This window comes from candidate division KSB1 bacterium (assembly GCA_034506255.1).
Classification (GTDB): domain Bacteria; phylum Zhuqueibacterota; class Zhuqueibacteria; order Zhuqueibacterales; family Zhuqueibacteraceae; genus Coneutiohabitans; species Coneutiohabitans thermophilus.
Genome location: JAPDPX010000009.1, coordinates 83,423 through 97,871, shown reverse-complemented (window position 1 = coordinate 97,871; position 14,449 = coordinate 83,423). Strand labels below are relative to the sequence as shown.

Annotated in this window: 8 protein-coding genes; 3 read left to right on the top strand and 5 right to left on the bottom strand. The window is 60.2% G+C overall.

Annotated features, from left to right (window positions below):
• Positions 1-27: 27 nt before the first annotated feature.
• A complete protein-coding gene (locus ONB52_18235) occupies positions 28-1,596 on the bottom strand; it encodes a response regulator (GenBank protein MDZ7418072.1) in 1,569 nt (522 codons plus the stop codon).
• Positions 1,597-2,278: 682 nt separating this feature from the next.
• Between ONB52_18235 and ONB52_18230 the strand changes: the two genes are divergently transcribed.
• Entirely contained in the window at positions 2,279-3,169 is an 891-nt protein-coding gene (locus ONB52_18230) for a DUF4384 domain-containing protein (protein ID MDZ7418071.1), read from the top strand.
• 11 nt (positions 3,170-3,180) lie between these two features.
• Here ONB52_18230 and ONB52_18225 read toward each other — a convergent pair whose 3' ends face one another.
• Entirely contained in the window at positions 3,181-7,710 is a 4,530-nt protein-coding gene (locus ONB52_18225; GenBank protein MDZ7418070.1) for a DEAD/DEAH box helicase, read from the bottom strand.
• 433 nt (positions 7,711-8,143) lie between these two features.
• Here ONB52_18225 and ONB52_18220 point away from each other — a divergent pair, with 433 nt between their 5' ends.
• Positions 8,144-8,425: a hypothetical protein gene (locus ONB52_18220; protein ID MDZ7418069.1), complete on the top strand. Its 282-nt coding sequence runs from the start codon at positions 8,144-8,146 to the stop codon at positions 8,423-8,425.
• Positions 8,426-8,749: 324 nt separating this feature from the next.
• Here the strand turns inward: ONB52_18220 and ONB52_18215 are convergent, their stop codons facing one another.
• The 3 genes from ONB52_18215 to ONB52_18205 form a co-directional block, all read right to left on the bottom strand.
• Positions 8,750-9,316, bottom strand: a complete 567-nt coding sequence (locus tag ONB52_18215; GenBank protein ID MDZ7418068.1) for a tetratricopeptide repeat protein — start codon at positions 9,314-9,316, stop codon at positions 8,750-8,752.
• 881 nt (positions 9,317-10,197) lie between these two features.
• Positions 10,198-11,034 carry a sigma-70 family RNA polymerase sigma factor gene (locus tag ONB52_18210; protein MDZ7418067.1) on the bottom strand — a complete coding sequence of 279 codons (837 nt, stop codon included), beginning with the start codon at positions 11,032-11,034 and terminating at the stop codon, positions 10,198-10,200.
• Positions 11,035-12,211: 1,177 nt separating this feature from the next.
• The gene (locus tag ONB52_18205; GenBank protein ID MDZ7418066.1) at positions 12,212-12,667 is read right to left on the bottom strand and encodes a hypothetical protein; all 456 of its coding nucleotides are present in this window, start codon (positions 12,665-12,667) and stop codon (positions 12,212-12,214) included.
• A 283-nt stretch (positions 12,668-12,950) separates the two neighbouring features.
• Between ONB52_18205 and ONB52_18200 the strand changes: the two genes are divergently transcribed.
• Positions 12,951-14,414: a M28 family metallopeptidase gene (locus tag ONB52_18200; protein MDZ7418065.1), complete on the top strand. Its 1,464-nt coding sequence runs from the start codon at positions 12,951-12,953 to the stop codon at positions 14,412-14,414.
• Positions 14,415-14,449: the final 35 nt, after the last annotated feature.

Here is a 14,449-nt window from a genome sequence, read left to right as displayed (position 1 = left end):
TGGCTTGCGTCGACCGCGCGGGCGCCATCAACGCATCGCCAGCGGTTCCAGGCGCACAACCGGCAGGATCATCTCTTCCATGGAAACACCGCCGTGCTGCAGGCTGTCACGATAGTAATTGAGATAATGATGGTAGTTGGTCGGATAAACAAAATAGTAGTCTTCCTTGGCGAACAGGAAGTTGGTGGTCATGCTCAGGCTCGGCAGTTGGTAGGTTTCCGGCTTGTGCACGATGATGGCTTGTTTGGGATCGGCCTTGAGACTGCGCCCGAATTTGTAGCGCAGATTGGTGGAGGTTTCGCGGTCGCCGATGACCTTGGCACCCCGCATGCCGCGAATACTGCCGTGATCGGAGGTGATGATCACCGTGTTGCCACGCTGCGCCAGCTCGCGCAGAATGCGGTAAAGCGGGGAATGCTCGAACCAGGATTTGGTCAACGAGCGGTAGGCCGCCTCGTCCGGGGTGATTTCACGCAGTACTTCGGAGTCACTGCGGCTGTGGGCGAGAATGTCCACAAAATTGACCACCAGCGCCAGCAATGGCAATTCGGCATAGGAGGCCATCTGCTTTTCCACCGCCCGCGCCTCGCTTTGCTCGAGAATCTTGATGTATTTCAGCGGCGGCTTAAGGCTGACGTTGAGGCGGTGGAGCTGGGCTTCCAGAAAAGCATGCTCGTGGCGGTTGAGGCTGCTGTCGTCGTCCCTGTCGAAAGCCCAGAGCTCGGGATGGGCGCGCTGAATCTCGCGCGGAAACAGACCGGCAAAAATGGCATTGCGCGCATAAGGCGTGGCGGTCGGCAAAATGGCGAGATAGTGCGTCCGGCTGACGGTGAACAACTCGCGCAGCAGCGGCTCGATGGTGAGCCATTGATCCAGGCGGAGATTGTCGATGACCACAAAGGTCACGCGCCGGCCCTCCCGCACGGGCGGAATCACGTGCTTTTTGACAACATCGATCGAAAGCGGCGGTCGCTCCCGGCCCGCGGCCCATGCCGGATAATTCTTCTCGATGTACTTGCCGAATTCCGCGTTGCATTCCCGCTTTTGATCGGCCAGCGTTTGCCGCAGACCGAGATCGTCGTGCCGGTCAAGCTCGACCTCCCACTCGCACAACTGCACATAAATGTCGATCCAGTTTTCCCAGGTGAGCGGGCCGAGCAGGCGCTGTGAAATCGTGTTGAATTCCGCGATGTATTCCCGCGAGACGCGCGCGCCCGTGATTTTGCGCCGGTCGAGAATCTTCTTGCAGGTCGACAGGATCTGGCTGGGATTGACGGGCTTGGTGAGATAATCGTCTATGCGGCTGCCGATGGCTTCTTCCATCAGCCGCTCTTCCTCATTCTTCGTCACCATCACCACCGGCAGCGCGGGATTGATTTCCTTGATCTCCGCCAGGGCCGACAGACCGTCCTTGCCCGGCATCATCTCGTCCAACAAAACCAGGTCAAATGACTGCTCCCGAATCAGTTGAATGGCGTCATCGGCATTACTGACGGGATGGACGGCATACCCCCTCTTTTCCAAAAAAAGCATGTGTGGTTTGAGCAACTCGATCTCGTCATCAACCCACAAAATTTTGCTGCGCGCCTCGCTCATGTTTTGTCCTCTTGGGAAACCCGGTTACTATCCCGCTGCCGTCACGTCCATGACACGATTGCCTGCCAGGTCTGCCCTGATCCGGTTTTTGGCCTGCTGAGCAACTTGTAACGGGATTGGCTTCATCAAACGCGGCGAAAAAGTAGGGAAGTTCCCCAAGATAGTCAATGAAGAAGTTCCACCGCATCAAACGCCAACGCCGAGAGATCTTCCCATGGGAAAAACGACTCATCCGATAAAATCCTTCTTCTCTCCCGGGATTGATCCTCGCCATTGATTATTCCGCATTGTCTGAGTGAGATGCTGGATATCTGCCTGACACATTGCGTCAAAAGTACACAGCCGGGTTGCACCACCTGAAGTTTTCGATTGTTCGGCAGGAATGACAGGCCGTGTCTCTGGCACGCCGGCAGGCTTGCGCATGGCCAAACAAACTGGTAAAAAATGCGAAATAAGCCGAGTCTGGCTTGTCCCGCGCTGCTCTTCTGTTTCAGCTTGTCACTTTTATTTCACCCTGCTGAGAATCAGCGTGGACAGTGGAGCGTGGCGGTGCGCTGGCACAGGCCTTGCGTGAGACGGATGCAAATCAACTCTGATGCGTCGATCAAGCGGCAGGTTGCACGCAAAAGCAGCCTGCTGCCGTGCAGGTGTTTCTCTCATGTTCAGTGGCAGGAGACGTGAAATGAAAAAATTCATCCTTCTGCTCGTGATGGCCGCGTTGCTGCCGGCCGGTCAGCGGGTGGAGGCGCATCATCCGCCCACTGCTCGTGTCGAAGTTTGGTCGACACACGGCGGCGGCGACTGGGATGATGCCGAAGCGTATTTCGAGGTGTTTTTGCGGGTGAGCGATCACGGTTACGTCACTGTCTATCAAATCGACCCGTACGGGCGGGTGGAAATCCTCTATCCGCTGGCACATCATCACCAGCGATTACTGCGCCCGAACCGGGTGTATTGCCTCGGTGATTTGGCGGATGACATTTGGCTGGATTATGGCGATTGCGCGGGGCAGGTGCAGATCGGTGTCATCTTCACGCCGGAGCCCGTCTACCTGGCGCCATGGCTCACCCGCAGTTTCTGTGAAGCGGGATTGATCATCGGGCCCGTGCAGGTGGTTTACCGGCAATATGACTTTCCGCGCATCTTCGCGCGTGTGGAGGCCGACCTTCGTCTTCATCTTGGCCCGCGTTGCGCCCCGGCCTTCCTGGTCACGCCGATTGCCGTGCGGCCGCGCATGGTCTATCGCGGCCGCCCCTCTCACCATCACCGGCCAGCGCCGCTTCCCCCAATGAAGAAACGGGAAAATGACCGGCGTGGCTACTGGACACCACCGCGCGAGGAGAGAGACTGGCGTGGCTCTCCTGCCGAGGCGCCGCCGGACCGCCACCCGACCGTGGCGCAGCGCGATGACGCCGGACACTCTGTTGACACAATGGCGAGGGCGGCCAAAGATTCCCGGCAAAGCCGGCGGCAACCGCGTCACGAAATAAAAACTGTGGCGGCGCGACCGATACCGGATGAACACGACACGCCCGCGCCCCGGCAAGCACGGCGCGCCGTGAAAAGGGATTGAAAGCTTCGACTTCACGCACGCTGCACGGCCGAGGGCCACAGCACCAATTTGCCGCCTTCGGTTTCAAAACCCTGTTGCAGGAACGCATGCGCCAGTTCACTGCCAGCAGCCGGTGAGCCGTCGATCTCCTGCACCTCCAGGCGTGGTCGTGGCCGCAGCTCCGGCGGCAATTGCAACCATGCCTGGAGCTGCTGGAGCAATGCCGGCGCCATTGCATCGTGCCACCCGGCGCCGCGCCACAAACGGCTGGCGAAATTCTCGAGGTAAGCCACCGGCCGCTCTTCATAGAACAGCAAATGATGTCCAGGGCCGCGGGTCACTGCAATCTTCCCGCCATTTCTGCCCGTGAAATTCCACTCGACCGTGCCGCCCAAAGGCAGCGCCGGATCCATGGTGCAGACCAGCACGGCAGGCAGCGGATCGTCATGCTTCCCCGCCTGCAATTCCTCCAGCAAGTCGGCGGCAGCGGGCAGCGCAAATTGCACGCCGGACAAGCCATCAATGAAGTAACCACGGAGAATCTCACCCTGCCACTCGAGACGCTTGAGCCAGTGAAAGAGCTGCGGCCAGGGCAACAAGCCGTTTTCGCGGCGATACCCTTCCTTCACCACAATGCCGTGACGCTGCAACAACAGCCGCGCCTGTTGCGCGGCACGATCCGTGGGCGCCCTCTCCTTTCCCAGCACGCCAAATGAGCTGGTGAGAAACCAGCGGCCTTCCGGTTGCGCCGACGCAACGCGTTCGCGCCACATTCTGGGAAACCCGGGCTGGGGCCGGCGCAGCCGGTCGGCCGTTGCCCATGAAGGTCGTGGCACCAAGTCGGGCGGTGACGTCCCCGCTGTCGGCGCGGCAGGGGCCGACTGCAGACATTGCAGGAACGCACGGTAATTGTCGCAGCTCACCAGACCGAGATTGACCAGCGTGCGCAGCGCTTGTTCGATTTGCAGCGCAGACAAACTGGTACCAATCAGCAAGTCACGCTTCAGACTGGCGCCATTCTCCTGCAGAAATTGATAAATCGTTCCGGCAGCCTCGTCGAGACCTCCGGCGGTTTCGCGCAACGCCGGTTTGCTGAGAAAAGTGCCGCCTTCACCGCGGGGGATGAACATCACATGGCGGCGGCCTTCCTCGCCGGTGCGGCGCGCCACGACGATGATTTCGCCGGCCGCGATCATTTGTTCGAGCGCTGCCAGTGCCGCCGGAAGCTGTTCGCCCCCCAAACGGCTGCGCAACACTTCGCGTTCAAACATCTGCAGGGGAAACTGACAACCGCTGTACTTGCGCAGCAGTTCCTGCAGCGATTGCCCCGTCAGAGCGAACTTGTGCCAGCGCAACAGCAGGCGATAGTAGACCTCCCGACTGGCGGGCACTCGCGCCGCACGGCGCAGGGCAATGGCGCGACGATAGAGTTCGGCAAAATTGTGGCGGTCACACCATTGCTCGCCTGCCACTCCAATTATGAGCTGGCCGCGCACGACTTCCCGCTGGCGATGCAACTGCGCCAGGGCCTGCTGCAGCAGTTCGGCGGGCAGATGCCGCACCAACCCGGAGGGGAAAGGCGTCTCCTTCGCCGCCAGTTCTGCCAGCGGAAGCGGGCCGTGGCTGCGCAACAGCCGCTGCACCAGCGTAAGCACGCTGGTGAGCGTGAACGGTGCCTGGAAGAGCGGTGCGTCAGTGGCGGCAACCCAACCGGCAAAAGGAGCCGGCAGGCAGAGGATGCGTTGCTCTTGCTGCAACTGTTCCAACCAGGGGGAAATGTCGCTGCGGCTGCGGCGTTGCAGCTCCCTCCCCGGCAACGGGCCGAGCTTTTCGATGATGACCAACAGGTCTTCCGCGGAAGCCGCCTGCGTCTCCGGTGTCACGCACTGCCAGCGCGCTTCCGCGGCCGCCACCAGCTCCGCCGTGAGCAGCGTGGGAATGGTTTCGCGCGCAAGGATTTCCGCAAGCAATGCGCTGCTTGTTTCGGCGGCTTGCGCCGGCGCACGATGGCGGTCGAAGTCGTAAAGATTTTCCGCCGTCAGACGGTACATCAGGCCGGCAGCCATGGGCGACGGCCGCGCCGTTTCCACCACCTGCAGCCGCAGCTCCTGCGCCTGCAGGGCCGCCAGGACCTGACGCAGCGCGGGCAAATCGAAAAGGCCTTGCAGACAATCACGATAGGTTTCAAGGAGAATGGGAAAATCGGGGAACTGGCGCACCATCTGCAGCAGATCGGCGGCGCGCAAACGCTGCAGCCAGAGCGGCACTCGTTTGCCGGCACGCGAGCGCGGCAGCAACAAAGCGCGCACGGCGTTGTGGCGGAATTGTGTGACAAACAGGGCACTGTTGCTGACACGTTCCAGCAGGCTTTGCTCGATGACATCCGGAGGCAGCCGCAGGAGCTCAGCGGGGGCCGGCGGCTCACTGGTATCGGGCAGGCGCAGCACGATGCCGTCGTCGTTGTAGCTGTATTGCACTTCTGCCTGGTGGCGTTTCTCCAGCACGCGGCACAGGGCAATGGCCCAGGCGCCGTTGACCCGGCTGCCGAAGGGCGCATGCAAAATCAGGCAGGACTCTTCGGCATGATCGCGATACCACTCGGCGACGATTTGCCGGTCGGTGGCGATGGCGCCGGTGCACTCCCGCTGGCGGGCAAAGTAGTTCGCGAGATTGGTGGCGATGGCGGCATCGCTGCAACCCTGCTGTTCGAGCCAGGTCACACAGTCGCCGCGGTCGAGATGTTCGAGCAATTCCCGGCGGAACGCAGCGATTTTCAGACTGGTGGCATAGTCACGAAAGAGATGCTCGCCGCGCCAGAAGGGCGGCCGCGGCTTGAGGGCACGCACCGGCGAGACGATGAGACGGTCGCGCGCGATGGCCTCGATGCGCCACTCGCTGCTGCCCAGATAGAAAACGTCGTGCACGCGCGATTCGAAGACAAATTCCTCCTCCAGCTCACCCAGCTTGGTGTTGCTGTCCGCGAGATAGACGGCATAATAGCCGCGATCGGGAATGGTGCCGGCATTGAGCGTGGCGAGCAGGCGCGCGCCGCGGCGGGCAAGCAACCGGTCGTTGATGCGATCCCAGATGAGTCGGGGCTGCAAGGCGTGCCGCGGCGTCTCGGCGTAGCGGCCGGCGAGCATCTCCAGCACGTTGTCAAACATCGCCGGCGAGAGTTGGCGGTAACAATAACTCTGGCACACCAGGCGGTACAGCGCCGGCCGCGGCCATTCGCGCATCGCCACTTCGGCGACGAGCTGCTGGCTGAGCACATCCAGGCAATTCTCCGGAATCACGGTTTCTTCGATATCGCCGGCGTGCATGCAGCGCGCGAGGGTGACACTGTCGTCCAGATCGGCGGGATACAGTGGCAGCAGCCGGCCCTTGCTGGTCGCGCTCAGCAAATGGCCACTGCGGCCGACGCGCTGCAACCCGGCGGCGACCGTGCGTGGGGATTCGAGCTGCACCACCAGATCGATGCTGCCGATGTCAATGCCGAGTTCCAGCGAGGCGGTGGCAATCACCGCGGGAATCTCACCCGCTTTCAGCCGTGCTTCGATCTCATGGCGGCGTTCGCGCGCCAGGCTGCCGTGATGCGCGAGGGCGATCTCGGCTTCCGGGTCGCCGGTGGCGTCGCGGTGTTTTTCATTCAGCCGGCGGGCGATGCGCTCGGATTGCGCGCGCATGTTGACGAACACCAACGTGGTGCGGTGAGCGCGGATCAAGTCGTAAAGTTTATCGATCACGGCGTGCCAGACAGTGGCGTCGGGCAGGTCGCCAAAATCCGGCACGGGTGAGATCACCTGCAAATCCATCTCCTTGCGCCCGCCGCAATCGATGATGGTGACGGGCCGCGGCACAGGGCGATCCTCCCCCGGCCGGAAAACCTGCCCGCCAAGATAGGCGGCGATGCGCTCCAGCGGCTTTTGTGTGGCGGAGAGGCCGATGCGCACCGGTTCCTGCGTGCACAGGGGCATCAGGCGCTCGAGCGACAGGCTGAGATGGACGCCGCGCTTGTTGTTGCTGATTGCATGAATCTCATCGACGATGAGATAACGCAGGCCGTGAAACAACTCCCGCCCGGCGGGCGCAGTCAGCAGCAGAAAAAGCGATTCCGGCGTGGTGATGAGCAAATGCGGTGGCCGCCTGAGCATGGCCTGGCGTTCACTCGCAGGTGTATCGCCGGTGCGCACCAACGCACGAATGGGAGGCGGCGCATAGCCCAAAGCCCGGCTGACTTCCTGAATGCCCTGCAACGGCTGCTGCAAATTGCGGTGAATGTCGTTGTTCAGCGCCTTGAGCGGCGAGACATAAAGGGTGTGAATCCCTTCGACATTGCGCCCGAAGTCGATGGGGGATTGTTGCAGTCCGCGCCGGAATAGATCATCGAGGCACCACAAAAACGCCGCAAGGGTTTTGCCGGAGCCGGTGGGGGCGAGGATGAGCGTGTGGCGGCCGGCGGCAATCACCGGCCAGCCCTGCGCCTGTGGCGGGCTCGGCGCGGCAAAGTTTTCACTGAACCATCGCGCGATGACGGGATGAAAGGGAAGGTCTGGAAGCATGGTGAGGTTTCAGAATGAGTTTGAATTCGCAACCACTCCCTGCGTCCCGCGGCAGGCGTGCAAGGCCTGTCAAAACTCGGGACCAGCCGCAGCTTCGGGGTTTTTGTGCAGCGGTTGAGTTTTGCGCGGCAGGGCTTCACGTGTTCAGTCGCACAAACCTCCAATGAACGGCCCCGGCCAAACCACCATCCGGCGGGCTGCAGGCAATATAACCTCGCGGACAAGTCGGAAGCAAGCCGGGGGGGGTACTGGCGGGCCGCCAGCCTGGATGGCAATCTCGTCACCGTCAGGGTTGTTTTGGAGAGCAAATATTCGTTAATTGGCGCCGGCCATCAGATCGCGATTGGCTGGTGAGGTATGCCGGTGATTGGCAACCCGGACCGGGACAACAGTCAAAAAGCCATCAGGGATAAAAAACGACCGGGAGTGGATCATGCAATGCTATTCTTGCGGGACAGAAATTTTGCTGGAGGGAAAACCGGGCCGGCGGGACACCTGCCCGAAATGCGCAGCTTACTTGCATTGCTGCCGCAATTGCCGGTTCTATGATGTCAACGCCCACCACCAGTGCCGCGAGCCGCAGGCGGAATGGGTGCAGGACAAAGAGATGGGAAATTTTTGCGATTATTTCGAGGCGGCGGCCGTGTCGCTCCCGCCGCGCATTGATCGCGCGGCTGAAGCCAGAAAAAAGCTGGATCAGCTTTTCAAAAAGTAGCCTGCCCGCCCGCGAGGGACACGTTCAGCCTGCCCATAAACGAGAAAGCCATTCTGCTCTTTTTCCGGCAAAATGGCTTCTCGTTCACGGCATAAGTACCCTTCCTGGCACTTCCTTGAGCCACCCTTGCGGGCGATCGTTATGGACAAGAGAACGGGACGAACCCAGCAGTGTCTGATATGGGCCGTCCCGTACCCCCATTCACCCCCACGCCCCATAGCATCGTGAGATGGCGATGCGCGGTTTTCATCTGGGAGAGATCAAGCGACAGCATCGCCATTCATCACCATAGACACAGGAAAAGCCGGCACACTCACAGCACTCTCAGAAAAATTCCTCTTGCATTTTCCGTGCGCGCGCCCGCCAGGCCGGGGCATCATGCATCTGCTGATAACGCAGCCATATGCGCTGCGCTTCCTGCCGCCGGCCCAGCCGCTGCAACAACACCGCCAGATTGTAATGCGCGGCGGCCGAGGTCGAATCCCTCGCCACGGCCTCGTTGAAATATTGCAATGCCAGTGCCGTATCGCCCGCCGCCTCGCTCACCACCCCCAGATCATTCAGCAGTGCGGCATCGTTGTGCGAGTTTTGCAGAAGTTCGCGCAACCCTTGCCCGGCGGCTGGGAAATCACCATTGAAATAGGAGAGCAGCGCCAGCCCGTGTTTGGCGATTGGGTTGTTGTGACTCCACCACAAGCTTTTTCGAAACGGCTGCGTGATGGCAGGGTTTTCCTCCGCCGGGGCTGCGCTGCGCGGTGCCAGCTCGGCCGGCATGAAATCCCCCGCCATCCGCAACTCGCCCTGCCGAATTTCATAGTGCTCCGCCAACCGCTTCATCCCCACCTGTGCCAGATGGTTGCTGCGCCAGGCAATCAGCTTCGGACCCGCCATCAAGCAAAGCACCAAAACAGCGGTGGCTGCCAGGGCGAATCGATGCTGCCGCAAATCCATTTGTTGCCACAGCGTCTTGAGTGCCCTCAGCCATTCCGACTGCCCGTGGGCCCGGACTGAGACGCCCGCGCGTTCTCCGTCAGTTGTCAGGCATGCGCGCCTTGCTCCTTCGGCCAGATCGGCATGCCACTCGCTCTGCAGGCTTTCAAGCACGGCCGGCTCCACGATTTTTTCACAATCGTCAGTGCTGGCAAATTCTCCACGGATCACTTCCGCCAGCACCTGACGGCATGTGGCGCAATTGCTCAGGTGCTCTTCCACCTCCCGCTTCTTGAAAAAGGGCAACAGTCCGGAGAAATACAGTGCGAGGGTTTCGACTTCGGGGCAGGGGGCAGCCGCTTTTCGTTCACTTCGCGGATGATGCTGCGGAGCAATGGCAACAAAACACGCGGCCAGTTCGTCCAATTTGCGGCATTTTTCACACCGGACAAGGTGCTCGGCCATGGTTTTAGCCTTCTGCTGATCGAGCATCCCGCGATGCCGACCGAGCCAGGCTACCAGATGAAAATGCTCATCCACACCCAATCTCCCATTCGGAAGGTGCCATACGTTGTGGCGGAAGAAACTTCATTCCCCCCGTCCGGACAGGAGCCCAAGGATCGTTGCGCGCCGGCTTGGCTGCCCTGCAGCGGGAGAAACTGGAAAATGGAGGGAGGGCCGTGCCCTTTGCACCAGCACGGCCATAAATCAGCGAGCGCTCTATTGTTGCCAGCAAAACCGTTGATGATGGAGACACAGCGCGATATCTTTTGTCTCACGTCTTACAAGACACCAAAACCCCGGTTTCCATCACAAGAAAAGTCCGGGAGGCAGGTTGCCTGTCACGACCGGTTTACAAAATGCGCCAGCCGCTGCCGCACGCGGCTGAGCGCAACTTCCACCGCGTGCGCCGTCATTGCGATACCCGGGAAAGAGGCGATCTGTTCGACACTGAGACCGTCAAAGTAGTGGAGTTGAAACAGGAGCTTGTCACGCGACTTGTTGGGGCCGCGCAAAGCCAGGTCCAAAGAATGGTTGATTTGATCGTGCAGCTCCAGCATGCGAATTTTTTCGTCGGTCGTCAACTCATGCTCGCCAGACTTCCGGCCCTGTAATTGCCGCTCGCAGTCGAAATCGCTGCCGGCGTCGAGCGAGAAGTTGATGGGCGGCCGCTTGCCCGCGCTGTTGTTGCGCAGGTGATTGAGCGTGAGGTGCCTGGCAATAACACGCAGATAACGAAACCAGGCTGCTTCAGTGAAGCCCTTGAACATCTGGAAGGCTCTGCCATTGTGCTGCAGCAGCCGCAGATAAACATCCTGAACGATGTCGTCCACGGTTGCCGGCAATCTGGCGGCATACTGCCGGTTTTGTTGTTGCAACGTCCGCAGAATGCTTTGGCGAATGGCCCCCTCATAGCGTCTTGTGAATTCGCGCCATAGAACCGGATTATGGGGATCATTCGCACACCGCCGCACCAAATCCAGATCAGAGCCGTCAGTAAACAAAAGCGCCATGCCCAGGTAAATGACCATCCAAACCGCATCCGGCTTGCAGCACAGGATGATGATCACGAAAACGCATAGGAGCAGGTTTTGACGGGAAAAAGCCTCGACGTGCAGGCGGGAAGATGATTGCCGGAAACGGTGAAATCCGGCAGTCAGGCGTTTCAGGGCGTTCAAGAGTTCCTCCTTTGAGCAAAACAGGCGTTTGCCAACCCGGAGTTGTGTCAAATCGCACCTTTCGTCGATTGGAAGCGCACGACCTGGACGGTGATTTTAGTTCTTTTAGAATGAATTTCAAGCAGGATTATCGAAATCTTTTCACTGCATCGTCGCAACGGCGGCGACCCGCGCAAGCGTCGGCCGGAACACGGTCATTTTTTGAGTTCAACCTGGAACGATGCCAGCCGGGATTTGCGTATCCGCTCTCGTAACGCAGACATCTTGTCGGCGTTACGTCAAGCTCGAGGAAGGGTGGTCTTCCTTTTGCGGTGCGCGTGCTGCCCGGTGTACGCCTCGAACGCTTTCTTGGCTTCCGACCGACGTAGATCGTCTGCCTTGTCACGTTCGCAACACTCGGCAAGGGTGGTTGGCTGGACCTTGCCCTGCAGAGATTTTCACTCGGCCAGAAACTTGGTTCTATGTTGATTTGTGTGGGTAACGAATGGCAAGAGCCCGGCCGCAGGCTTGGCACCAGAACGCTTCCCCAATGTCGGCGCCTGCCAGTCCCTGTTTTCTCCCACGAAATTGCACTCCCACGAAAGGGCTTGCCATGATTTTCGTGGGGGCTCTTGTTTGCCGGAATGTCGGGAACACGCCGGGCAGGGACTACGCCCCCGGGCTTTCCTGGCTAACGCCGGTTGCCTTCGCCGGAGAGTAATGCCACAATTTTCAGGAAGTGGATTGATGCCGATCACCGCCGATAAAAATCGGCATAAATCCGGGTTGCTCCGCCCCTGGAGAATGCGGTCGTGGCCGCGTGCCGCGTTGCGATTGACCCACACTGATCAGCATGGAACCAGAAACGTTAAGCTGCCCTGATGCCTGAGCGCAGGCTGCCAGCCTGCATTACGACATTCCCGGCCATCAGGTCGCCACGCTGGTCGCGGGATGACGTGCAGCAGGCAGACATGAGGTGATGTTCGATGCCAGCGAATTGCAAAGCGGCTTTTATCTTTATGCCCTGCAGGCCGGAGACTTTCGTGAAATGAAGGAGATGTTGCTGATCAAATAGCATCAAATGACCAGAGGATGGTCCAAGGGATTAGTAGGATTGCGTCTATCGGGCATTTTCCCAAAGCATGTTTGGTATTACTTTCCCGTTCTCGGGTGTGCTCTAACATGCTTCGGGGTCCGGTTATCCCTGGGCGGGTCGCTCGCCAGCGTTGCCCGCTTGTGTTTCACCGGACGTATGCAATCTATCACTTTGTGGATTTGAGTCAAGCGAATTGTCTTTTTGTTCTGTGATCTTGCCCGTGTGCCGCACTTTCTCGGGCAACAGATCGATATACTGCTGCACGACACGCTTGGAGAGTCGCGCGAGCTGTGAGATCTTTTCGAGAGTGGTCACTTTGCGGGTCATGCGAATGTGCTTGCCGGCCGGCTCATGGCTGGCGACCGCTTCGTAAGCGATCTCGCCGGTGGAAAGCGTGACATTGGCATGCTCCTGAAAGTAGAGCGCGAATTGCTGATAAAACGCTTCCGCGATGATGGGAGTGAGGTTGAAATCCGCGGCGAGCTTTTGGACAATGGCGGCACGGGCATCTTTAGATTTTAATCGCAAGATGCCAGAGGAACCTTGTGGATCAGCCATAGGAATGCTCCTTTCTGGATTGTTAGTGCAGGTTCAACAGAAAGATAGCTGCTCCCATGGTCATATGATACAAACTTTAAACAAGGCCATTTGGCCACCCCGCGGTTGGCAAAAATGCTGTTGCCACTCGCGGCATGATTGCGTAGATTTTTGAAACGGAGCGCCGCTTCAAATGCGCCTCGACAATTTTTTGCTGCAACAGGCTGCAGGTGCTGCTTTGCAGGCGAGGGATGACGGCGTGGGCCGCAACGGTGCAGGGCGGGCGAGGTTGTGGAGGGATGTCATGAAATACACGATGGCTGTGCGATGGTGGCCGGCAGGCGCGGCCGCAAAAGAGGTGCGGGCGCTCGCGCCCGGGTGGCAGATTGCCTGCCACGAAGCGGGACTCTTTCACGTGGCCGCACTTCTGATGGTGGGGTGGCTGTGTCTGGCCCCACCGCTGGCGGGACAGACGCTGATCCAGCGTGATCCGGCGATAGTGGCGATGCTGGCGGAAGTTTCGCGGGAGCGCCTGGAGGCCAATATCCGCGCGCTCGCCAGTTTCCACACCCGCCATTCACTGAGTGATACTGTGAGTGAGCAACGCGGCATCGGGGCAGCGCGACGCTGGATCAAGGCGGAGCTGGAGCGCTACTCCCGCCAGAGCGGCGGCCGGCTGGTGGTGGCATTCGATCCCTTCGTGGTCGAGGCTGATGGCCGCCGCATTGCGCAACGCACCGTCATGCAGAACGTGCTGGCGCGTCTGCCGGGCAGTGATCCCGCAGACACGCGCGTGCTCATTATCAGCGGCCATTACGACTCGCGCGCCTCCGATCCGCTCGATGCCACCAGCCAGGCGCCGGGCGCCAATGACGACGCTTCCGGTACCGCGGTGGTGATGGAGCTGGCGCGGGTGATGAGCCGGCACGCTTTTCCCGCCACCCTGGTGTTTGCGGCGGTGGCCGGCGAGGAGCAGGGGCTTTACGGCTCGAGTCATCTCGCGCAACGCGCGCACAGCGAAAAATGGAACGTGATCGCGATGATCACCAACGACATTGTGGGCAACACCCGCGCCAGCGAGACCGGCCTGCATGACAACACACACGTACGCGTTTTCAGCGAGGGGGTGCCGGCCGCGGAAAGCGAGGCCGAGGCACGCCGGCGCCAGGCCGTGGGCAGTGAAAATGACAGCCCCGCGCGCCAGCTTGCCCGCTATTTCAAGGCGGTGGGCGAGCGTTACGTCGATCTCATGAATGTGATGCTGATTTATCGCCGCGACCGCTTCCTGCGCGGCGGGGATCACACCCCCTTCAGCCGCCTGGGCTTCACCGCGGTGCGCGTGACCGAGATGTACGAAGATTTCACCCGCCAGCATCAAAATGTGCGAAGCGAGAACGGCGTGGCCTACGGCGATCTGCCCGACTTCGTCGATTATCCCTACGTCGCACAGGTGGCGCGTCTCAATCTTGCCGTGCTCGCCAATCTTGCTCTGGCGCCCGCGGCACCGGACTCGGTGGTGATTCTCACCCGCGAGCTGACCAACAAAACCTCGCTGCGCTGGCGGCCGCCGGCAACCGGCCGCTCGCCGGCGGGCTATCGCGTGCTCATGCGCGAAACCATCAGTCCTTACTGGCAGCACACCTTCGAGGCCGGCAATGTGACAAGCTGCACACTGCCCTATTCCAAGGACAATTATCTGTTTGCCGTACAGTCCATTGATGCTGCCGGCCACGAAAGCCTGCCGGTTTTTCCCACGCCTTCGCCCTGAACCCTGCCGGCTGATACAGGCAGCCGGGAACAGGC